Genomic DNA, 19,746 nt, shown 5'->3' on the forward strand with positions numbered 1-19,746 from the left:
GTGAGCGCTCGCTGATTTTTTTATTTGCGGTTCGTGATAATCAATTTTCCAGATTTTCGCCACTATCCATCAATTGAATGAAAGATTAGGGTAGGTGCAACTGCACAGTGCAAGGCTGTGCGATGCATAAAACCGGACGTTGGTATTTTACTTTTCTCTTCTGCTGAGACTTATTCATTAATCCTTGTTACCTACGGGTAACCCGTTCCGACCAGCGGAAACGGGCCGATGCGTCTGGCCTGAACCTAATCCTGTCCGCGAGTAAATATCAATATCTCTGATGGCTTGCGGCTAATGTTCTTTTGAATCGAGGTTACCTATGTCCCAACGTGATGATTATCGTGCTGTTCGGCTAGAGTCGATCTTTCAGGCTGCCGTCAGCGATTTTGCCCTGCCTGATGTCGCACCAACATCCACTTCTGTGGCGCGTGCCAGCAGTGTGGTCGCCAGTTCAGATTCAGAGGGGCAAACATCAGCGGTTAGCCTGAATACGCTGGCGGTCAGCGCGGCAGACACGCAGGCACCGGCCGCGCTGCGTCCCTACGAACCGATCGCGATGGATGGCGTCATTGCGGGTTGGGAAGCCAACAATCGGGTGCATTTACGCGGTCAGGCGGTGGGCGAAGCGGGATCAACCGTGACCCTCACGTTTAACGATCAAAGCTGGCAGAGCACGGTGAATAAATGGGGCTACTGGAATGCCTCAATGCCGGCTGAAGCGTTGAAAGGATTGCCAGATGGCAACTACAGCCTAAAGCTGACTATCACCGATAAAGCCGGTAACAGCACCGAAAGCACGGTGGACTTCGGACTTTATGTGGATAAAACCATTAAGCCAACGGTCACGGTTGACACCATAAGCGGTGATGACGCGGTAAGCATAACAGAAGGTGTTTACGGCGTGGATATCACCGGCAGTGCCACGCATATGGCGACGAATTCAATCATCAAGCTGACGCTAGGCGATAAAACCGTGACCGGCGCGGTGGGCAGTAACGGGCAATGGATCGGCCACTTCAGCTCTGACGATCTGCAAGCGTTACAGGATGGCGTTTACAGTCTGAAAGTCACGGCTGTTGATGCCAACGGCAAATCCAGCACGGTGACTCACGACTTAACGCTGCTGACTCACTTGAGCAGCGTGCCGAAAATCCATTTCGATAAAGTCACTGATGACAACGTGATTAACCTGGCTGAGTCAAAACAGGATCTGTTGATCAGCGGCACGCTTTCAACGGTGGCAGCGGGCCAGGCGTTGGTATTGAAAGGCGGTGATGGCGTTGAACATCACGCGACGATCGGCGCAGATGGCCATTGGCAGGTGCTGGTTGCTGCGGCAGATGTCGACAAATTTATCTCAAGCGGCGAAGTTCGCGTTTATGCCATTGATGCGGCGAACAATTACACCGACGACATACTTAACCTTAATATTCATACTGTTTTAACGCCGATCTATTACGAGATGAATATTGGCGGTGATATGACGCTGAACTATGAAGAAGCGCAGCATGGCCTGACTTTCTATATCGAAGGTGTTAAGGAACTCGAAATAAACGGCAAAACCTACTTGCCGGAGCAGGGGATGATCACCCTTCCCAAGGATGATTTGATGGCGTTGTTGGATGGCGACGTCACCGCAACGGCTCATCGGTGGGATGATTATGGCAACAGCGATACACAAACGCTGGATCAGTTCTTCAAGGTTGCGGTACATGACTTACCCACGCTCACGCTCAACACGCCGTTTGATGACAACGTCATTGATGCCGCTGATGTGAATACCTGGCATCTGATTCAAGGCAGTTCCAGCCATCTTGATCAGGGCAGCATCGTCACGGTAACGCTGGGCGATCAAAGTTACAGTGCGGCGGTCAAGGCGGACGGCAACTGGGCTTTGACTATTCTTGCAGGTCAGCTGGCGCCGTTGGATGAAGGTCAATATGAGATGAAGGTGACGGCGAAAGACAGTGCGGGAAATGTGGCCAGTGCCAGTCAGAACGTTACGGTGGATACGCATGACGCGTCGGCAACGACGCTCAGTACGCTGAAGATGGATGACGTGATCGATGCATTTGGCACCTCTGCGGCGGTGACGTCAACCGCCGCAACCTCCACCGCAGAACCCGCCACCGCAGCCGCCTCACATACAGCAATCGACAGCAATTTGGTTGCCGATTCGCCTTATACCCTGGCCGATCACTTATGGCAGCACAGTGCAGCGCAGATAATGGCCTGAACCTGCTGTTATATAAAGTAAACGCCACTATGCAGACAGGTTTGGTAAGCCTGTCTGCATAGATTAATGGAAAAGACATCGCTCAAAAATCGCGCTAAAAACAAAAATATTAACAATTTCAGCCATTTTTAGCAGGACTAAGCGCGTATTCTGATCTATTAATGTTAAAGGTCGCTTAGCGTTTGGCTTTCGAACCATAAAAAATAAAGGTATTCAATCAAGTACTACGCCGTACGCGGCGGGTTCTTTTCGTACGCTTAAATCACCGGGAAAACACAATGACGATAAGAAAACCTGTTGGTGTTAATAATGAACAAAGCGCGAATGACCTTGTTTTTATGCGCCCTAAACGGCGTAGTGTTAACCGCGGCCGTAGCCGCACCGTTACCTAAAGCGGAATTTAACTGGCGTGCTGCGCCGACTGAAGAACAAATTGCCACCTTAACGCTGCGGGATGCCATTCTTCGTGCTTTTGCCCGCAATCCAAAAATATCGGAAGCGGCGGCGCAAATCCATGTCGGTGAAGGCGATTTAGATGCCGCAAAAAGTGCATGGTATCCACAAATCTCACTGCAAGGTGCGGCGGGACGTTCACATCAAACTGACTCAGCCGGTAGCCTGAACAATAACGGTTCCGGCGGTATTACGCTGAGCCAGCTTTTATATGATTTCGGACGCACCGGCGGCGCCATTGACGAGCAGCATGCGCTGTCTGATGCTTATCGTTATAGCCTGTTTGATTCCATGACCACCGTTGCGGAAGATACGCTGCAAGCTTACCTCGAAGTAAAACGTTATCAGACGCTCTCCGTCACCGCGCAAACCAATATCGCCTCGCTGGAGCGGGTACGTGATATTGCCAAACTGCGCGCCGATGCGGGACTCAACTCCCAATCTGATGTACTGCAAGCGCAAACGCGTATTGCGGCGATGCACGCCACGCTGGAGCAATATCGCGCCCAACTGCGTTCTGCTAAAGCACAGCTCACCGTGTTGACCGGCGTAGTACCGGAGAATTTGCCCGAGCTGCCGCAGGCACTGCTGACTCAACAAATCACGCTTGATAAAATTGCCTATGAAAACAGCGCTGCGGTGCGCAGCGCGCAATCTAAGCAGGAAGCGGCACGCGAGCGGGTACGTCAGGCGCAATCGGGTCATTATCCCACCATCAAAGTGCAGGCCGGACGCACCCGTTACGAGAATGATCGGCAATCCTATTGGGATGATGAAGTCCAACTGCAAGTTGAGGCACCGCTATACCAGGGCGGTGCGGTCAACGCCAAAACGCAGTCAGCTGAAGGCGAACGTGAAGCTGCACAAGCCGCTATCCAACAAGCCAAACTCACCATTAATCAGAATGCCTCAACCGCCTATGCCGACATGATTGGCGCCCAACAACGCCAGCAGGCAGGCGAAGTACAGCTGGAAAGTGCCGATCACACCCGCAACGTCTATGCGGATGAATACCGCCTCAGTAAACGAAGCCTGAACGATCTGCTCAGCGTCGAGCAGGATGTGTTTCAGGCAGACAGCTCGCGCATTACCGCGCTTTACGATGGTTGGGATGCCACCGTCCGCTATGCCGCTGCCGTGGATAATCTGCTCGATATCATGGGTATCGATCGTCAGAAGAGCAGCGGCGATCTTCTTCCTTCGCTGCAATAGCGCGTTCCCGTTTAAAGGCGTTAACTATGAGTGCACAAAATTTGAATACCGATAACTGGATTGCCGCCATGCTGCGTGTTGCGGCGCGTTTCGGTAAGCCCGCCGATGGCAAAACGCTGCGTCAGCAGATGCGTTGGTTTGAACATCTTCCCGTCGCACAGCAGTTAGAGCGGCTTTCTGGCCTGCTTGGTCTGCATCTCACCATGGTGCCGCAGAACAAACTGCGCTGGCGTCAGGAGATCACGCCAGTAGTGCTGGTGTTGGAGAATGGCAGCGTGGCGGTGCTGGAAGGCATTGATGCTGAAGGCAGCGCACGTTACTGGCTGAGCGAAGGCGGCGATGTGGTGCGTGAAGGCGAGCTGGCGCAGCTGCTAGCACGTGCGCAAGGCGACGTCGGTGTGGTGGGCGTTGCTGCACGCGGACGTGATGCACGCATCGATGAGTTCGTTCAGCCGTATGAGGAACACTGGTTCTGGAAGAACTTTCGCGGTATGGGACGGCGCATCACCGAGATCTCACTGGCTTCGGTCATCAGTAACGTGCTGGCGCTGGCGGGCATTCTGTTTTCGATGCAAGTGTATGACCGCGTAATCCCGGCGCAATCGCAAGCGACGTTATGGGTGCTGTTTGCTGGCGTATTAATTGCGGCAGCCATCGAATATCTGATTCGTCTGATGCGCACTCAGGTCTCCGATTTGATGGGAAAACGGATTGACCTGAAAGTGTCAGCCATGCTGTTTGCCAGGGCAATGAGTATTCGCAACGAATCACGGCCTAAATCCACCGGCTCTTTTATCTCGCAATTACGCGAGATCGATCAGGTGCGCGAACTGCTGACCTCCACCACCGTCGGCGCGGCGGCAGATTTGCCGTTTGTGATTATGTTTCTGTTTATCATGTCATTTATTGGCGGCTGGCTGGTGTTAATCCCGCTGGCGGCTATTCCGCTGATCGTCATTCCAGGCCTGTTGGTGCAGATTCCAATGGCGCGGCTGGCGAAAGAGGGGTTGCGTGAAGGGGCATTGCGTAATGCGGTGCTGGTGGAAACCATTGAAGGTATCGAAGATATCAAAGCGCTGCAGGCTGAACCCTATTTCCAGCGCCAGTGGGAACAGACGCACGAAGTCAGCGCGGCAATCAGTAATCAGCAGCGGTTATGGGGCGCACGTCTAACCGGCTGGGCAGCAACCGTGCAGCAGCTGACCTACGCGGGCATGTTGGTGTTTGGCGTCTATTTGATCCTCGATTCGCAAATCACCACCGGTACGCTGGTGGCCTGTAGCCTGCTTTCATCACGCACCATCGCACCGCTGATGCAGTTAACCATGGTGTTCTCGCGCTGGCAGCATGCCAAAACGGCGATGAAAGGATTGGATGAATTACTCAAGAAACCGATCGACCAGCCCGATGCCGCCACGCTGGCCCATTGTCCGACGCTTACCGGACAATACGATCTGCGTAACGTGCAATACAGCTATGACGAAGAGAACGAGAAAAATGTCCTCAGCGTGCAGCAATTCTCTATCAAACCGGGCGAGAAAATTGCCATTCTCGGCAAGGTCGGGGCAGGTAAGTCAACCTTGCTGAAGATTCTGGCCGGCCAGGCGCTGGCTACGCAGGGCAAAGTGATTGTCGATGGTGTCGATATTGAACGCATCGATCCCATCGATTTACGCCGCCAGCTCGGTTGGCTTTCAAATGATTCGCGGTTGTTCTTCGGCACACTGCGCCAGAACCTGATGCTGGGAAATCCCCATGCCAGTGAACAGGAAATGCTCCAGGCGTTACGGATCAGCGGTGCGCTGTCGCTGGTACAGCAGGACGCTGCCAGCCTTGATCGCATTATTAATGAAGGCGGGCGCGGATTATCAGGGGGTCAACGACAAATGGTGATGCTCAGCCGGCTGATCTTGCGTCAGCCGCAAGTGGTGTTGCTGGACGAACCCACCGCCGCGATGGATGAACAGCTGGAAGAGCATGTCATTCGCCAGATGCAGGGTTGGATCAGTGGCCGCACGCTGGTGCTGGTGACGCATCGCCCGGCGCTGTTGAAAATGGTCGATCGCATTGTGGTCATGGACAACGGGCGCATTATCGCTGATGGACCACGCGATGAAATTTTACGTCGTGCCACTGCACCAGCAGCGGCATCGAATCCCACGCCCGATCCCACCAAAGGAGATGCCGCATGAGTCTGGTAATGATTGATAAAGACCTTGCGCGCCACGAACGCCGGACTTCGGCCATTATCTGGCTCTGCACCGCTGCGCTGGCGCTGTTTCTGATTTGGGCCCACTTTGCGATTCTGGATGAAGTCACGGTGGGAACAGGCAAAGTAACGCCGTCGAGCCGTGGACAGGTCATTGATAGTCTGGATGGCGGCATCGTTGAACAGCTTAACGTGCACGAAGGCGATATCGTTGAAAAAGGGCAGGTTTTAGCAAAACTTGATCCCACTCGCTTTCAGTCTAATTTTGGCGAAGCGCAGGCTAAGGTGCGCACGCTTCGCGCTTCGTCTGAACGCCTTGATGCCGAACTTTCTGGTACACCCTTGAAGTTCGGCTCGGAAACCCTGCAAGAGCCGCAACTGGTCGCGCGTGAAACACAGCTGTATGAATCTCGCCGCCGTAACCTGACCGAAACCATTAGCAATCTACAGCAGTCAATGCGGCTGGTGCAGGATGAGTTGCGTCTGACGGAACCGTTGGTCGCCAAAGGCGCTGCGGGGCAGGTTGAAGTGATCCGTCTACGACGTCAGGTGAGTGATTTGCGCGGCAAAATTGATGAAGCGCGCAACGATTATCTGGTGCGAGCGCATGAAGAGCAGGTCAAAAATAATGCGGAACTGGATGCGCAATTGCAGGTGGCGGCGGGTAAAGAAGATCAGCTGACCCGCGCTACGCTCTATTCGCCGGTACGCGGGATCGTTAAAGATATTCAGGTCACTACGGTAGGCGGCGTGCTGGAGCCAGGCGGCAAGTTAATGGAGATTGTGCCACTGGAAGATCAGTTGCTCATTGAAACACGCATCAACCCGCGTGACATCGCCTACATTCGTCCCGGTTTAGCCGCAGTGGTTAAGATCACCGCCTATGATTCGTCCATATACGGTGATCTACCCGGAGAGGTCGAAATTGTCTCGCCAGATACCCTGCAAGATGAGGTAAAACGTGACCAATATTACTATCGCGTTTACGTTCGCACGCAAAAAGCGGAATTAACCAACCGAGCGGGACGCAAATTTCCTATTGTGCCGGGCATGGTGGCAAATGTGGAAATTAAAACCGGTCAGAAATCGGTGATGGATTATCTGCTTAAGCCACTGAACAAGGTAAAAGAATCAATGCGCGAGCGGTGATATATCGATCCAGCGTTTAATTCAGCATGCTTTATTACGGTGATAAATTAAGTTGGCGATTATTTGCTAATTCACTTAATAATGGGTGCTGAATTTAACTTTTCATGCGAAAAACAAGCGGCATTATTTTAACCCACTTAATTAAGTTTACGTTTTATACGGCTTGAGTGAATTTCAGGCAAAAAAATGCCGGACAAACAATGTCCGGCGGGTAATAAGGGTAAACATATCATTCGGGGTGAATGAAGGTAATAATGAAATAAATGATGATAGCGGGATCTATTGTATTCCCTGATGGCTCATAAGTTTTATCATTCAGTGCTCAGATGGCTTGTTAATTAAATCGTTGATATCAAACGCTATAAAATTGGGTTGTCATTTTGTGCTATATTTTTTACCGATATGTGCTGGTTATTAGTTCCCCAAAATTTACACTTGGAAATAACTGTTTCGCATTCTGAAACAGTTTCGGAAATTTAGTAGCATTTTCGTGATGGATTATTACCCGTTATAAAAGAACAATGGCTTGCCGGCTGAATTTTTAATCGTTCAGTTAGCAGTGGCAAATTATAAAGGCACATTACAGAGGGTAATAAAATGAAACGTCGCGTTCTCTCCCTGATGATCCCTGCGTTGCTGGTCGCCGCAGGTTCAGCAAACGCAGCTGAAATCTACAATAAAGACGGCAACAAATTAGACCTGTTCGGTAAAGTTGACGGTCTGCACTATTTTTCTGATAACGACGGCTCAGATGGCGATCAGTCTTATCTGCGCTTTGGCTTCAAAGGCGAAACGGAAGTCAGCGATCAAGTCACCGGTTATGGTCAGTGGGAATATCAGGCTGCGCTGAACACCGCAGAGTCTGAAGGCACCGCTAACAGCTTCACGCGTGTTGGTTTCGCGGGTGTGAAATTCGGCGATGCGGGTTCATTCGATTATGGCCGTAATTACGGCGTGGCGTATGACATTGGCGCATGGACTGACGTGCTGCCAGAGTTTGGTGGCGATACCTATGGCGCGGACAACTTCATGTTCCAGCGTGGCAATGGTATGGCGACTTACCGCAATACTAACTTCTTCGGCCTGGTTGAAGGCTGGAACTTTGCTGTGCAGTATCAAGGCAAAAACGGCGACGGTGATGAATCACCTAATGGCCGTGACGTTCTGGGTCAGAACGGCGATGGTTGGGGTCTGAGCACGACCTATGATCTGGGCTCTGGTTTTGGTATCGGTGCGTCTGTATTCCAGTCTGATCGTACTAACGATCAAAATGGTCAGAGCGCAACTTATGCCGATGTTCTGGGTCGCGGTGATAAAGCAGAAGCTTACACCGGCGGTCTGAAATATGACGCCAATAACATCTACCTGGCCGCGATGTATACCAAGTCCTACAACGCAACCCGCTTCGGTTCCAGCGATTCTGCACTTTACGGTTATGCCGATAAAGCTGAGAACTGGGAATTGGTTGCGCAGTATCAGTTCGACTTTGGTCTGCGTCCATCACTGGCTTACGTGACGTCTCGCGGTACCGATATTGAAGGTCAGGGCAAACAGAACCTGAAGAAATACATTGATGTAGGCGCGACTTACTACTTCAACAAAAACATGTCCACCTATGTGGATTATCAAATCAACCTGTTGGATGACAACAACTTCACCGACCAAGCCGGTATCAATACCGACGACGTGGTGGCGCTGGGTCTGGTTTACCAGTTCTAAGCTGTCAGGGAGCGTGGCGGCAAGCCGCGCTCCCCGTTCATAGACTTACGCTATCACTCAAATTCTATTCCTCGGCCCGCCACTTTTTCGGCTTCGGCGCGGTATTGACCGGCGGAACGCTTCCTTCAAATGCTGCACCTGCCAGTGTGAACGCTGAAAAACTCAGCCATTGCTGCCAGCCTGTACGCTTCGATAATGATTTTTCCATTCCACACCTCTCAGAGATAAACCCTGATTCAACAGTGCAGAATTCATGCCAGCTTGAAGGCTCTCAATGCCACGGCTTCGGTGAGGATTCTGATAGACTTTGCCCGCGTTTAAGGCGCGTAAATGCCCTTTTTTGGTGCGGGTATGCTTAATGCTGGCGCGGTTGAGATGGAGCCATATGCCTGTTGCGCTTTTGCTGCCAAATTTTGTAGCTACTAAAAGCGAACAAGCCAAGAGCCACTATGAGAATCATATAAATCATATTTTTCCTCTTTGGATTCAGCGCCCAGCTGCGAGCGGAAGCCTCCATGCTGGCAAGAGGTTGCCAAAGGATCAAGATGATTTTCACGGCTTTACAAGATATTTATGCTTTGTATTAGATTGGAATATAGTTTTACAGGTGAGGAATGATGCGTATTCAGATTAATCTGCTATTGGTGCTGTTGGCAACTTTTTTAGCAGTGAGTTGTGAGCAAGCTTCTACATCGCCGGCCATGGTGTTAGAAGGTAAAACCATGGGAACCGTCTGGCGGGTAAGCATGGCAGGCATCGATGCAGGACGTAAAGCCGCGCTGCAGCAGGCAATTCAGCACCAGCTTGATGCCGATGACGCCGAGCTTTCAACCTGGAAACCGGACTCAACGCTGTCTCGTTTTAATCAAAACAGCAGCAGCGCGCCGCAGCCGGTAAGCAGCAACATGGCGGATATCGTTACGGAATCATTGCGTATCGGTAATAAAACCGCTGGCGCGATGGATATCACCGTGGGGCCATTGGTGAATCTGTGGGGATTTGGGCCTGACAAACAGCCGACACAGACGCCCACTGAAGCACAAATTGTTGCAGCCAGAGCGCAGACCGGTTTACAACATTTGCGGGTAATCCAGGGTGTTGACGGGCAATGGCTGCAAAAAGATCTGCCGGGTTTGTCTGTGGATTTATCGACGGTAGGTGAAGGATTTGCTACCGATCATCTGGCGCGCCTGATGGAACAGCAGGGCATCAATAATTATCTGGTGTCAGTCGGCGGTGCGGTTTTGAGTCGCGGCAACAATGCCAGCGGCCAACCGTGGCGCGTGGCGATCCAGAAACCCACCGATCGTGAAAATGCAGTACAGGCGCGTGTCGCGCTGCAAGGTCACGGCATCAGCACGTCCGGCAGCTACCGCAACTATTATGAACTGGATGGCAAACGTATTTCCCACGTGATCGATCCGCTGACCGGACGCCCGATCGAACATAAACTGGTCTCCGCTACGGTTATTGCGACCACTGCGCTGGAAGCCGATGGCTGGGACACCGGGTTGATGGTATTGGGCAGCGAAAAAGCCAAAGCGCTGGCGATAAAAGAGCAGCTCGCGGTCTATTTGATCAGCAAGCAGGGAGATCAGTTTGTCAGCTGGATGTCACCGCAGTTTGCTGCTTTCCTGATTAAGCCTGAATAATATGTTGGAGAACCAAGATGCTCGATCTCTTTAGTGAAGATGAACCCTGGCAAGAGCCGCTGGCAGAAGGCGCGGTGATTTTGCGCCGTCGCGCCCGCGAAATCGCGGGCGTGTTGTATCAGGACATTTTGGCGATCGAAGCGCAAAATCCTTTTGCTCATCGCATTACGCCAGGCGGCCATCGTATGTCAGTTGCCATGACTAACTGCGGGGATTTCGGTTGGTCTACCGATTCACGCGGTTATCAATACAGCGAGCAGGATAACCAAAATGGTCAGAAATGGCCGCCAATGCCGACATTGTTTCGCAGTTTGGCTCAGGAAGCGGCGCAGGAAGCGGGTTTTTCGCAGTTTAACCCTGACGCGTGTTTGATCAATCGTTATGAACCTGGCGCTAAATTGACGCTGCATCAGGATAAAGATGAGAAGGATCTGCGTCAGCCGATTGTTTCTGTGTCGTTGGGTTTACCGGCTGTGTTTCAGTTTGGGGGTTTTGAACGCGGCGACAGCACGCAGCGCGTGTTGTTGGAGCATGGCGACGTCGTGGTGTGGGGCGGCCCATCGCGGCTGCGTTATCATGGAATTTTACCGCTGAAACCGGGCGTGCATCCGCTGGTGGGTGCCTTCCGTTATAACCTGACTTTCCGCCGCGCCCATTGATCTTTGGCGCATGCGGGCGGGCTGCGAATAACTATTGCTATCATTCCGCATCGCTTTAAACTGCAGGCTGTTTTTGTCTGCTGGATCTTTTTATGACGTTGCTAAACGTTGTTTTTCGCCAGTTTCGCTGGCCATTTATCGGGGTTATTTTTCTCACCTTGTTGAGCGCGGTGTTGGGTATTGGCATGATCGCCTTTATCAACCGTGAAATGATCGTCGCCATTAATACCTCTTTCAGCGTGTTGCCACAGTTCCTGTTTCAGCTATTGCTGCTGATGGCCGTGACGCTGGCCTCGCAGTTGGCGCTGACCCTGCTTGGACATCAGTTTGTCTGGCGCATGCGGGGCCAGTTTATTAAACGTATTTTGGACACCCACGTTGAGCGCATTGAGCAGATTGGCAACGCGCAGTTGCTGGCAGGATTAACCAGCGATGTGCGCGCCATTACCATCGCCTTTGTGCGTCTGCCGGAGCTGATTCAAGGCATTATCATTACGCTGGGTTCTGCGTTTTATCTCGCATGGCTCTCACCCAAAATGTTGCTGGTCACCAGCGTATGGTTGGCTATTACGCTGATCGGCGGGTGGTTACTGGTGTCGCGGGTTTATCAGCACATGGCCAAATTGCGTGAAGTGGAAGATAACCTTTATCGCGATTACCAAACGGTGATTGAAGGACGTAAAGAACTTCAGCTCAACCGCGAACGCGCCAGGCTGGTTTACGAAACGGTTTATCAGGAAGACGCCAATACCTATCGTCACCACATTGTGCGTGCCGATACCTATCACCTCAGCGCAGTGAACTGGTCGAATATCATGACGTTGGGTGCTATCGGCATGGTATTTTTTATGGCCAACAGCCTGGGTTGGGCCAACACCGCCGTGGCGGCAACGTTCTCGCTAACGCTATTGTTCCTGCGCACGCCGCTGCTTTCTGCCGTGGGCGCATTGCCGACCTTACTCAGCGCACAGGTCGCCTTCCGTAAATTAAACGCCTTCGACTTAGCGCCCTTTGAACCCGACTTTCACACGTTGCCCGCGCTTTCTGACTGGCAAACGTTGGAACTGCGCGATGTGCGTTTTCATTACGGCGAAAACGGCTTTAAGGTGGGACCGATTAACCTGACGCTGCGCCGTGGGGAATTAGTTTTTCTGATTGGTGGCAACGGCAGCGGAAAATCGACGCTGGCGATGTTACTGACGGGCCTCTATCAGCCACAATCTGGGCAACTGCTGCTCGATGGAAGGGCGATAGAGGCGAGCGATCTCGATAACTGGCGCAAGCACTTTTCGGCAGTATTTACCGATGTGCATCTGTTTGATCAGTTAATCAGTCGCGAAGGTGTGCCAGCAAACCCGGCGTTGGTGCAGCAGTGGCTGGAGAAGCTGAAGATGCAGGACAAGCTGAAGATTGAAGGCAATAAAGTGCTGAATCTGCAGTTGTCGAAAGGGCAGAGCAAGCGTTTGGCGCTGCTACTGGCGGCGGCAGAAGAGCGTGATGTGCTGTTGCTGGATGAATGGGCGGCCGATCAGGACCCGCATTTCCGACGTATTTTCTACCGTGAGTTGCTGCCATGGTTACAAGAATCGGGCAAAACCGTGTTTGCTATCAGTCATGACGATCATTACTTCACGCATGCCGATCGCCTACTGGAAATGCGTGACGGGCAGCTAAGTGAACTCACCGGTAATGAGCGTGATATAGCCACGCTGGATGCGGTAAAACGTACGGATACCGGGCTTTAACGCCAGATGGCAAAGCTTAGCGAAAACAGATATTGGTCAGGCGACAGCCAAGTGCGTTAGGGTTAAGGCCAGCGGAAGTCTGTTTTTCTGCTATCCTGGAATTCCTCTGTCGTCTGTGTTTATACCGGCTTAGCCTACTTGCTAAGCCGGTTTTTTAATTTCATGGGCAAGCAGAGTGATGACCTCACGATGTTGCAAGTGAAACTCCGCGCTTAACTCGGTCCCTTTGTTAAACACGTCATTAAAACGATGGGTTAATCGCAGCGTAGCGCGCTGTGCCGCTAAATCAACGTCAACCAGCTCAGCGTGATGAAAGTCCATCGGTTGATAGAGTTGCGGCCACAAAGCCTTATAAACACTCTCTTTCAGCGAAAACAGCAGCGTAGCGGCCAGCGGAAAATCCAACGGTAAGCGCTGTAAACAGCTGCGCTCTGCTGAACCCATTAACATTTCCGTCGTTTCCTCTGCGGTCGTTGCTGACATCTGCTGCTCCACATCCACACCTATACACAACGGTTGCTTTGTCGCAGCCAATACCACAATTCCTGTGCTGTGCGACAGCGATGCCTGCACACCGGCTGGCCAAAGTGGAGAGCGATCTGCTGCATTACTTAAGATAAAGTCAGGTTGGCCTAATCGCGTGAAGACTTCACGAGTCAGCATCCGGCTGGCAAGATATTCCGCTCGGCGCTTTTTAACCGCACTTTGGATGCGCAGCGGCAAAGGAAGCTGCCATTCTCCGCAGAGTGCATCCTGATAGTGGGCAACGTCAAAGCGACCGATCGCCAGCAGCGGATCGCTGTCGTTCATGTGTTGAGAAAGCACAAAGCCGCTTGCAGGAAGCGGCAGGGGAATTTTAGGGTAACGCATGCGGCATCACGATTAAGGCGAAAGCGGCATTTAATCAGTCTGCTGCCGCAAGGGCAAGTTGCCTGGAAAAGTCAGTCGTTGGGCGGGATGGCAAAACTTTTCAGTGAAACGACAAAGTGGTGATGGCCTTTACTAATGCGCGCACCGCGATCGCACCAGTGTGACGCGAAACGAAAGAAATCGTCGCTACCCATGTCGTAAGCCAACTCAACTTTGCTAATGCCTGAATGCAACATCTCTTCTGCATCTTTTAGGCTTTTCGCTTTGATGACCATAAAATTTTCCGTCAAAAATCAGGGGACTTTAGAGTAGGGTAGTTATGTGACGGTTTTGTTTCACTTTAATGAAATGCTGTCACATTGTGTCTGTTATATGATCTTGAACACGGTTGCTTGCCGAAACTATCTCTTTGAATGTATTAATGAATGGACGCAACCTGTGGCACTTTTCTGAAAGTGAGTTCAGCAACAAAGGAGAGGATATGGAAATACCGCAACTGGACACATCTCGCTTGTTATTACGTCCTCTGGTCAGAGAGGATGCGGTGCAGATTCAACAGGTTTTTCCTCGCTGGGAGCTGGTGCGTTATCTCACCCACCTGGTTCCCTGGCCCTATCCCGAAGATGGCGCGCAGCAGTTTGTTTGCGGCTCGGCCTTGCCTGATATGCAAAAAGGGGTTGCCTGGCACTGGAGCATTCGGCCACGCACTCAACCGGAAAAACTGATTGGTGTGATTTCGCTGCGGCTGGGTGAAGAGGACAATCGCGGGTTTTGGTTGATCCCGGAGTGGCAAGGGCAGGGCTTGATGAGTGAGGCGTGTCAGCGCGTTACCGATTTCTGGTTCCGCGATCTCCAGCAAACGTGCCTGCGGGTGCCGAAAGCCGCCGATAATTTGGCTTCACGTCGAATTTCCGAAAGCAGCGGTATGCGGTTGGTTTGGTCGGGACGTAAAGCGTATGTCGCGGGCGAAATGGATGCGGAAATCTGGGAAATCAATCGCGAAGAGTGGTTTCGCCGCCATGGCGAATAAAATGAAAAAGGCCGCGCAACAGTTGGCGGCCTTATAGTGGGTTACTTCTTGTCTGGCTGTGGACTCTTATCGCCAGACTCTGGTGCTTCGGATGGATCGTCTTTTTCGACTAAATGCATAATCTCTCCTCTCGTTACCCACACAACCTTGAGTATAGACAGGAATGCTCAGTTAAAAGGGATTTCAACGATAAATGTGACAAGCAGATGAAAGTATTGAAAAAATAATGATTTTTTTGTCTCACCGTTTTCAGGCATAAAAAAGCAGCCATAAAGGCTGCTTTTAGGGAATTTGGTCGGCACGAGAGGATTTGAACCTCCGACCCCGGACACCCCATGACCGTGCGCTACCAGGCTGCGCTACGTGCCGAACTGTGGGAAATGAGTCTACTGAAAATTGCTGTGAATGCAAGTTCTCAACAGACTAACTGCCTCATAATTAATCAGTTTGCAATAAAGCGCTTCTCTTCCGTGAGAACTTGCAACAGCAGCGCTAACTGCGGTTTATGATCTTTGAGGGCATTTCCTTGTGCATCATAGGCGCGATAGCTGCCGTTGTTATTCAGCACCAGCGTCACCTGCGGTGTCGTGATAACTAACTTATTCTCTTCGCTGCTGGCGACCCAGTCATGACGGCGTTGCACAGCAAAAAGATCTTCGCCCTGAGAATAATTGACTGGATTGGTGCGCACATGCAGCAGACGTTGCATCAACGTAGCCATCACGTCTTGATGATCAGTCAGGCGGCTAACCGTCTGAGCTGGAGTGTCTGGCCAGTGTATGACTAACGGAACCTGCAGATTTGCGCGATTACCCGAGCTGTCGACATTACCCTCCAACGCCAGTCCGCGCTGGGCGGTTATCACCACGACGGTGTTTTTCAGCAAATCTCGCTGCTCTAGCGTGGTCAGCACATTATGAATCTGATCGTCGATCGCGGTGCTCTGACGAAGATAGCTACGCTGGCGCGCCTTGGCATTATCACTGCTGAGATTGACGCCATTCAGTGCGACCCATGAGAACCACGGATTACCTTCGCCTTTCTGCTGATTTAACCAGTTTTGCCATTGCGTCACGGTGGCGCTGTTTGGCTGACTGTTGCTGGCGGGCAACGAATAGTCGGTCAGCAATGCCTGGCGATAAAGCGGCAGATTAAAGCCGTCAGACGAGAACAAACCAAGCTGATAACCCTGGCTGCTCAACGCGCCGAGCAGCACCGATGGCGTACGCGACGCCAGCACGCCATTCATATAGCTTGAGGAGATGCCATAAAACAGGCCAAACAGCCCTTTTTCAGGCGTATCGCCTGCACTAAAGTGCTGCGTAAACCGCACATTGTCATTGGCGAACTGGTTCAGTTCAGGCAACGCTTTTGCCATGCTGGCGCTGTTCAGGCCATCGACCGTAATCACCAGCAGATTGTTGCGCGTACCCGCGTCGCGGAAAGTGATATCACTGAGTGGATATTGCACTGACAGCGCTTCAGGATCGCCTTGCTGCACCAGTCGACGCTGATACTCCTGCGCATCCAGCAAGCCATGACGTTCAAGAAAACGGCGTGCCGTCATCGGATAAGAGAGCGGTAGGTTGGCGCGCTGCATGGTAATCGGACGATAGAAGTTAGCATCCGCCCAGATATACATCAGGTGGCTGGCGAAAAAGGCGCTGATAAACAGCGCCGCCAGCGGCTTGCCAAAGGAGCGGCGATTAAGGCTGCGCAGCTTCTGCCAGCTCCAGGTAGCGAACAGCATTTGCACCAGGAAGATCAGCGGCACGCTGATAAACATCAGTTGCCAGTCACGCGCCATTTCGCTTTGGTCGGGGTTAATGACCAGTTCCCAGACCACGGGATTGAGGTGCAAGTGAAAGCGGCTAAACACCGCGCTGTCCACCATCACCAATGTTAATCCGGCAGTGGCCACCACCGCCGATAACACCCTTAACAGGCGCTGCGACATCACCACAAAGGTGAGTGGGAAGATAATCAGCAGATAAGCCGCAAAGACGATAAAGCTGAAGTGGCCAATCCAGCTGCTATAGGCGTAAATACGCCCAGTCAGCGAAGAGGGCCAGTCGGCGACCAACAGGTAGCGACTGCCTAAAATCAGCGCGAATAAAATATTAAACAACGCAAACCAATGCCCCCAGCTGATCATCTGGGAGACTTTTTCGCGGTAGCGCTGCCGGTTGGTTACCATATTATGAGATCAAATTAATGAGCGTTATCGTCACGGACTGAAGACTGCAAAGCTTCAGCGAAAGATCGGGCCAGTGAACGGCGTTGAGCCGGGGCCACATCGTTGTTGATCAAATTGGTGACCATGTTCCCCAACACCATCAGGGAAAGGTCGGTTGGCGCCTGGTCTTTTTCCAGAACCTGCACCATTTTCGCGAGGAGTTGTTCTACGCGTTCGTCACTATAACGGGATGATTGTGGCATATCGTCGTCTAATCTCGTTTCAAAAGGCGATATATTACCGTAACAACGCGGTTTTTTCCGCACTTTTATCGAAAGCGCACCGTTGGTTTTACGCATGGAGTTGAAAGCCATTGCAGGCGGTGATTGAATACGCGCCTGAGCTTAAAGGAGAGTCTACCATGAGTCTGGATATCGACCAGATTGCCCTGCATCAGTTAATCAAACGTGATGAGAATCAGTTAGAGCTGCTGCTGCGCGATTCCTTGCTGCCCGCGACGAAAACAGTTGAGTCGATGGTGGAAGAGTTGCACCGCGTTTACAGCGTCAAAAGTAAAGCTTACGGCCTGTTTAATACCGACAGCGAACTGGCGGAAGCGCTACGCAACTGCCGCAAAGGCAACGATGATTTTCTCGCCTTCAGCCGTGCAGCTACCGGCCGTCTGCGCGATGAGCTGGCAAAATATCCGTTTGCCGAAGGTGGCGTGGTGCTGTTTATCCAGTATCGCTATCTGGCGGTGGAATATTTGCTGGTAACGGTGCTGAACAGCCAGTCCAGCATGCGTGTTAATGAGCAGATGGATATCAGCAGCACCCATTATCTGGATATTAATCATGCCGATATTGTGGCACGCATTGATTTAACCGAATGGGAAACCAATCCAGAATCGACTCGCTATCTGACCTTCCTGCGTGGTCGGGTTGGGCGTAAAGTGTCTGATTTCTTCATGGACTTCCTCGGCGCAGAAGTCGGTTTAGATACCAAAGCGCAAAACCGTGGCTTGCTGCAGGCGGTAGACGATTATTGCGACGAATCGAACCTGGATAAAAACGAACGTCAGAATTACCGTCAGCAGGTTTACACCTACTGCAACGATCAACTGCAGGCGGGCGAAGAAATTGCTTTGGAAGATCTTTCAAGCGAACTGCCGCCATTAGGCGAAAAAACCTTTCAGGCGTTTACCCAAGAGCAGGGTTACGAGCTGGAGGAACACTTCCCCGCAGACCGCAGCACGTTGCGTCAGTTAACCAAGTTTGCAGGCAGCGGTGGAGGATTAACGTTGAATTTTGATGCCATGCTGCTCGGCGAGCGAATCTTTTGGGATCCGGCCACCGACACGCTGACCATTAAAGGAACGCCACCGAATTTGCGCGATCAGCTACAGCGTCGTACCAGCAGCAAATAACTGAAAAGCCGGGCACATCCTCGCCCGGTTTACTTTGAAACAGGACATTTTCTTTTCACCTACTTTTTTGAAGTATCTCAAACAAATTAAAGATGATTTGAAATCAGCATTGCCCTCAGAGTGGCTGAACCAACATCGCTTTGTTCTCTGATAAAATCTGCAGTAAGGCCATGACGTTGGGTTCATCGTTGCCTTTTAGCCAAGCGACACTCAGCGGCAGTTTTTTTACTTTTTCATCAATGCTGAGTGAAATATAGGTCACGCCTTCGCTGTTAATGTTGCGAAACGACGTGGGAACGATCGCTAATCCCAGCCCGGCAGAGACAAAGCTTAAAATGGTCTGCTTCTCTTCAGCAAATTGCGCAATATGGGGCGTAAGTCCAGCGGATTTAAAGATATTCATGGTCAAATCGTGGCTATGCGGTCGGGTCCTGCGCTCCGGCACAATCATCGACTCCTCTTTAAAGTCCATTACGCTAACCACGTCTCTGTTCGCCAGGGTGTGATTCACCGGCACGGCAAGCACGCAGGTTTCGCGGGTAATTAAGCGCATATCAAGGCGGGCGTCGAGACTTTCCGGTGGCCGAATAAAAATCATATCCAGCCAACCCGATTTTAAACGGGGAATAAGGTTAACCGTTTTGTCTTCGCTTAAATGAATATCCGTATCTGGGTAAATTTGCATAAAGTGATTTAACAGGTGGGGAATTAAACCCTGTGCTGCGCTATCAATGGCGCCAATACGCAATACTTTCCTGCCACGTTTATTTGCTGCTCTAAATCTCAGCGCAAGCTCATCAAATTGCGTCACCAACTTTACCGCTTCATCAAAAAATTCTACGCCTTCTTGGGTTAATGCCACGTTGCGGGTTGAACGGTTTAACAACCGCACGCCAAGGTCCTCTTCCAGCAAGCGAATAAAGCGACTTAGTGACGCAGGCATCATTTCCATTCTTTGTGCTGCGCGGCCAAAATGGAGATCCTGGCCTACCGCAATGAAGCATCGCAATTGATTTATATCCATAAATTTTCCGCTCGCTCATTATTCAAATAATTTATATAAACCCGCGCCAATGATAACGCTCAGCAAATCGGCATACTGAGCTCGAACACAAAAAAATAACATTCCCTACACAAACCTGGAGCACTTTAATATGAACTCTCACCTCGAAAAAAGGGTGATGCGTAAAGTAACTCTACGCATTGTGCC

General features: G+C 51.4%; 18 protein-coding genes and 1 tRNA gene. 11 read left to right on the forward strand and 8 right to left on the reverse strand.

The annotated features are described in order from the left end of the window. Positions 1–319: 319 nt before the first annotated feature. From KQP84_RS09150 to ompC, 5 genes are all read left to right on the forward strand, one after another. Complete coding sequence (locus tag KQP84_RS09150) at positions 320–2,236, forward strand: Ig-like domain-containing protein (RefSeq protein ID WP_215846137.1); 1,917 nt, start codon at positions 320–322, stop codon at positions 2,234–2,236. 309 nt (positions 2,237–2,545) lie between these two features. Further along, positions 2,546–3,901 (forward strand): TolC family outer membrane protein, encoded by a 1,356-nt coding sequence (locus tag KQP84_RS09155; protein ID WP_215846138.1) that lies wholly within the window; start codon positions 2,546–2,548, stop codon positions 3,899–3,901. Between the two features lie 26 nt (positions 3,902–3,927). After that, entirely contained in the window at positions 3,928–6,093 is a 2,166-nt protein-coding gene (locus KQP84_RS09160) for a type I secretion system permease/ATPase (protein WP_215846140.1), read from the forward strand. After that, entirely contained in the window at positions 6,090–7,259 is a 1,170-nt protein-coding gene (locus KQP84_RS09165) for a beta-barrel domain-containing protein (protein ID WP_215846142.1), read from the forward strand. Before KQP84_RS09160 ends, KQP84_RS09165 begins: the two co-directional genes overlap by 4 nt. A 597-nt stretch (positions 7,260–7,856) precedes the next feature. Next, on the forward strand, positions 7,857–8,978 hold the full coding sequence (ompC, locus tag KQP84_RS09170; RefSeq protein ID WP_215846143.1) for a porin OmpC: 1,122 nt from the start codon (positions 7,857–7,859) through the stop codon (positions 8,976–8,978). A 64-nt stretch (positions 8,979–9,042) separates the two neighbouring features. On the opposite strand, the gene KQP84_RS09175 is transcribed toward ompC, so the two are convergent. Beyond that, positions 9,043–9,186, reverse strand: a complete 144-nt coding sequence (locus KQP84_RS09175; protein WP_215846145.1) for a hypothetical protein — start codon at positions 9,184–9,186, stop codon at positions 9,043–9,045. A gap of 177 nt (positions 9,187–9,363) precedes the next feature. Here KQP84_RS09175 and KQP84_RS09180 point away from each other — a divergent pair, with 177 nt between their 5' ends. From KQP84_RS09180 to KQP84_RS09195, 4 genes are all read left to right on the forward strand, one after another. After that, on the forward strand, positions 9,364–9,612 hold the full coding sequence (locus KQP84_RS09180; protein WP_215846147.1) for a hypothetical protein: 249 nt from the start codon (positions 9,364–9,366) through the stop codon (positions 9,610–9,612). Next, on the forward strand, positions 9,593–10,630 hold the full coding sequence (gene apbE / locus KQP84_RS09185) for an FAD:protein FMN transferase ApbE (RefSeq protein WP_215846149.1): 1,038 nt from the start codon (positions 9,593–9,595) through the stop codon (positions 10,628–10,630). The genes KQP84_RS09180 and apbE overlap by 20 nt, the downstream gene beginning before the upstream one ends. Positions 10,631–10,647: 17 nt before the next feature. After that, a complete protein-coding gene (gene alkB / locus KQP84_RS09190; protein WP_215846150.1) occupies positions 10,648–11,289 on the forward strand; it encodes a DNA oxidative demethylase AlkB in 642 nt (213 codons plus the stop codon). Between the two features lie 92 nt (positions 11,290–11,381). Then, positions 11,382–13,034 carry a multidrug ABC transporter permease/ATP-binding protein gene (locus KQP84_RS09195; RefSeq protein ID WP_215846152.1) on the forward strand — a complete coding sequence of 551 codons (1,653 nt, stop codon included), beginning with the start codon at positions 11,382–11,384 and terminating at the stop codon, positions 13,032–13,034. A 141-nt stretch (positions 13,035–13,175) separates the two neighbouring features. Here the strand turns inward: KQP84_RS09195 and KQP84_RS09200 are convergent, their stop codons facing one another. Together KQP84_RS09200 and KQP84_RS09205 are read right to left on the reverse strand one after the other, a co-directional pair. Beyond that, on the reverse strand, positions 13,176–13,904 hold the full coding sequence (locus tag KQP84_RS09200) for a 4'-phosphopantetheinyl transferase family protein (RefSeq protein ID WP_215846154.1): 729 nt from the start codon (positions 13,902–13,904) through the stop codon (positions 13,176–13,178). Positions 13,905–13,975: 71 nt separating this feature from the next. Further along, positions 13,976–14,179 (reverse strand): hypothetical protein, encoded by a 204-nt coding sequence (locus KQP84_RS09205; protein ID WP_215846155.1) that lies wholly within the window; start codon positions 14,177–14,179, stop codon positions 13,976–13,978. A gap of 206 nt (positions 14,180–14,385) precedes the next feature. Between KQP84_RS09205 and KQP84_RS09210 the strand changes: the two genes are divergently transcribed. Next, positions 14,386–14,934 (forward strand): GNAT family N-acetyltransferase, encoded by a 549-nt coding sequence (locus KQP84_RS09210; protein ID WP_215846157.1) that lies wholly within the window; start codon positions 14,386–14,388, stop codon positions 14,932–14,934. A gap of 41 nt (positions 14,935–14,975) precedes the next feature. Here KQP84_RS09210 and KQP84_RS25305 read toward each other — a convergent pair whose 3' ends face one another. From KQP84_RS25305 to KQP84_RS09225, 4 genes are all read right to left on the reverse strand, one after another. Next, positions 14,976–15,053 carry a hypothetical protein gene (locus KQP84_RS25305; protein ID WP_243078471.1) on the reverse strand — a complete coding sequence of 26 codons (78 nt, stop codon included), beginning with the start codon at positions 15,051–15,053 and terminating at the stop codon, positions 14,976–14,978. 173 nt (positions 15,054–15,226) lie between these two features. After that, positions 15,227–15,303: transfer RNA gene (locus tag KQP84_RS09215), tRNA-Pro, on the reverse strand. A 73-nt stretch (positions 15,304–15,376) separates the two neighbouring features. Beyond that, the gene (gene yejM, locus KQP84_RS09220; RefSeq protein ID WP_215846159.1) at positions 15,377–17,131 is read right to left on the reverse strand and encodes an LPS biosynthesis-modulating metalloenzyme YejM; all 1,755 of its coding nucleotides are present in this window, start codon (positions 17,129–17,131) and stop codon (positions 15,377–15,379) included. A gap of 14 nt (positions 17,132–17,145) precedes the next feature. After that, complete coding sequence (locus KQP84_RS09225; RefSeq protein WP_215846161.1) at positions 17,146–17,373, reverse strand: YejL family protein; 228 nt, start codon at positions 17,371–17,373, stop codon at positions 17,146–17,148. 158 nt (positions 17,374–17,531) lie between these two features. Here KQP84_RS09225 and yejK point away from each other — a divergent pair, with 158 nt between their 5' ends. Continuing rightward, positions 17,532–18,536, forward strand: a complete 1,005-nt coding sequence (yejK, locus tag KQP84_RS09230; RefSeq protein WP_215846163.1) for a nucleoid-associated protein YejK — start codon at positions 17,532–17,534, stop codon at positions 18,534–18,536. A gap of 115 nt (positions 18,537–18,651) precedes the next feature. Here the strand turns inward: yejK and KQP84_RS09235 are convergent, their stop codons facing one another. Continuing rightward, a complete protein-coding gene (locus tag KQP84_RS09235) occupies positions 18,652–19,560 on the reverse strand; it encodes a LysR family transcriptional regulator (protein WP_215846165.1) in 909 nt (302 codons plus the stop codon). Positions 19,561–19,746 lie beyond the last annotated feature (186 nt).

It is taken from the genome of Candidatus Pantoea bituminis, assembly GCF_018842675.1.
Taxonomy (GTDB): Bacteria; Pseudomonadota; Gammaproteobacteria; order Enterobacterales; family Enterobacteriaceae; genus Pantoea; species Pantoea phytostimulans.

What these genes read in the sequence shown, in the direction of transcription:
- KQP84_RS09200 (WP_215846154.1), bottom strand. Translation starts at nt 13,904, where the DNA reads ATGCGTTACCCTAAAATTCCCCTGCCGCTTCCTGCAAGCGGCTTTGTG.
- KQP84_RS09235 (WP_215846165.1), bottom strand. Translation starts at nt 19,560, where the DNA reads ATGGATATAAATCAATTGCGATGCTTCATTGCGGTAGGCCAGGATCTC.
- KQP84_RS09160 (WP_215846140.1), top strand. Translation starts at nt 3,928, where the DNA reads ATGAGTGCACAAAATTTGAATACCGATAACTGGATTGCCGCCATGCTG.
- KQP84_RS09180 (WP_215846147.1), top strand. Translation starts at nt 9,364, where the DNA reads ATGCCTGTTGCGCTTTTGCTGCCAAATTTTGTAGCTACTAAAAGCGAA.
- KQP84_RS09155 (WP_215846138.1), top strand. Translation starts at nt 2,546, where the DNA reads ATGAACAAAGCGCGAATGACCTTGTTTTTATGCGCCCTAAACGGCGTA.
- alkB (WP_215846150.1), top strand. Translation starts at nt 10,648, where the DNA reads ATGCTCGATCTCTTTAGTGAAGATGAACCCTGGCAAGAGCCGCTGGCA.
- KQP84_RS25305 (WP_243078471.1), bottom strand. Translation starts at nt 15,053, where the DNA reads ATGCATTTAGTCGAAAAAGACGATCCATCCGAAGCACCAGAGTCTGGC.
- KQP84_RS09225 (WP_215846161.1), bottom strand. Translation starts at nt 17,373, where the DNA reads ATGCCACAATCATCCCGTTATAGTGACGAACGCGTAGAACAACTCCTC.
- ompC (WP_215846143.1), top strand. Translation starts at nt 7,857, where the DNA reads ATGAAACGTCGCGTTCTCTCCCTGATGATCCCTGCGTTGCTGGTCGCC.
- KQP84_RS09195 (WP_215846152.1), top strand. Translation starts at nt 11,382, where the DNA reads ATGACGTTGCTAAACGTTGTTTTTCGCCAGTTTCGCTGGCCATTTATC.
- KQP84_RS09175 (WP_215846145.1), bottom strand. Translation starts at nt 9,186, where the DNA reads ATGGAAAAATCATTATCGAAGCGTACAGGCTGGCAGCAATGGCTGAGT.
- KQP84_RS09150 (WP_215846137.1), top strand. Translation starts at nt 320, where the DNA reads ATGTCCCAACGTGATGATTATCGTGCTGTTCGGCTAGAGTCGATCTTT.
- KQP84_RS09165 (WP_215846142.1), top strand. Translation starts at nt 6,090, where the DNA reads ATGAGTCTGGTAATGATTGATAAAGACCTTGCGCGCCACGAACGCCGG.
- KQP84_RS09205 (WP_215846155.1), bottom strand. Translation starts at nt 14,179, where the DNA reads ATGGTCATCAAAGCGAAAAGCCTAAAAGATGCAGAAGAGATGTTGCAT.
- yejM (WP_215846159.1), bottom strand. Translation starts at nt 17,131, where the DNA reads ATGGTAACCAACCGGCAGCGCTACCGCGAAAAAGTCTCCCAGATGATC.
- apbE (WP_215846149.1), top strand. Translation starts at nt 9,593, where the DNA reads ATGATGCGTATTCAGATTAATCTGCTATTGGTGCTGTTGGCAACTTTT.
- KQP84_RS09210 (WP_215846157.1), top strand. Translation starts at nt 14,386, where the DNA reads ATGGAAATACCGCAACTGGACACATCTCGCTTGTTATTACGTCCTCTG.
- yejK (WP_215846163.1), top strand. Translation starts at nt 17,532, where the DNA reads ATGAGTCTGGATATCGACCAGATTGCCCTGCATCAGTTAATCAAACGT.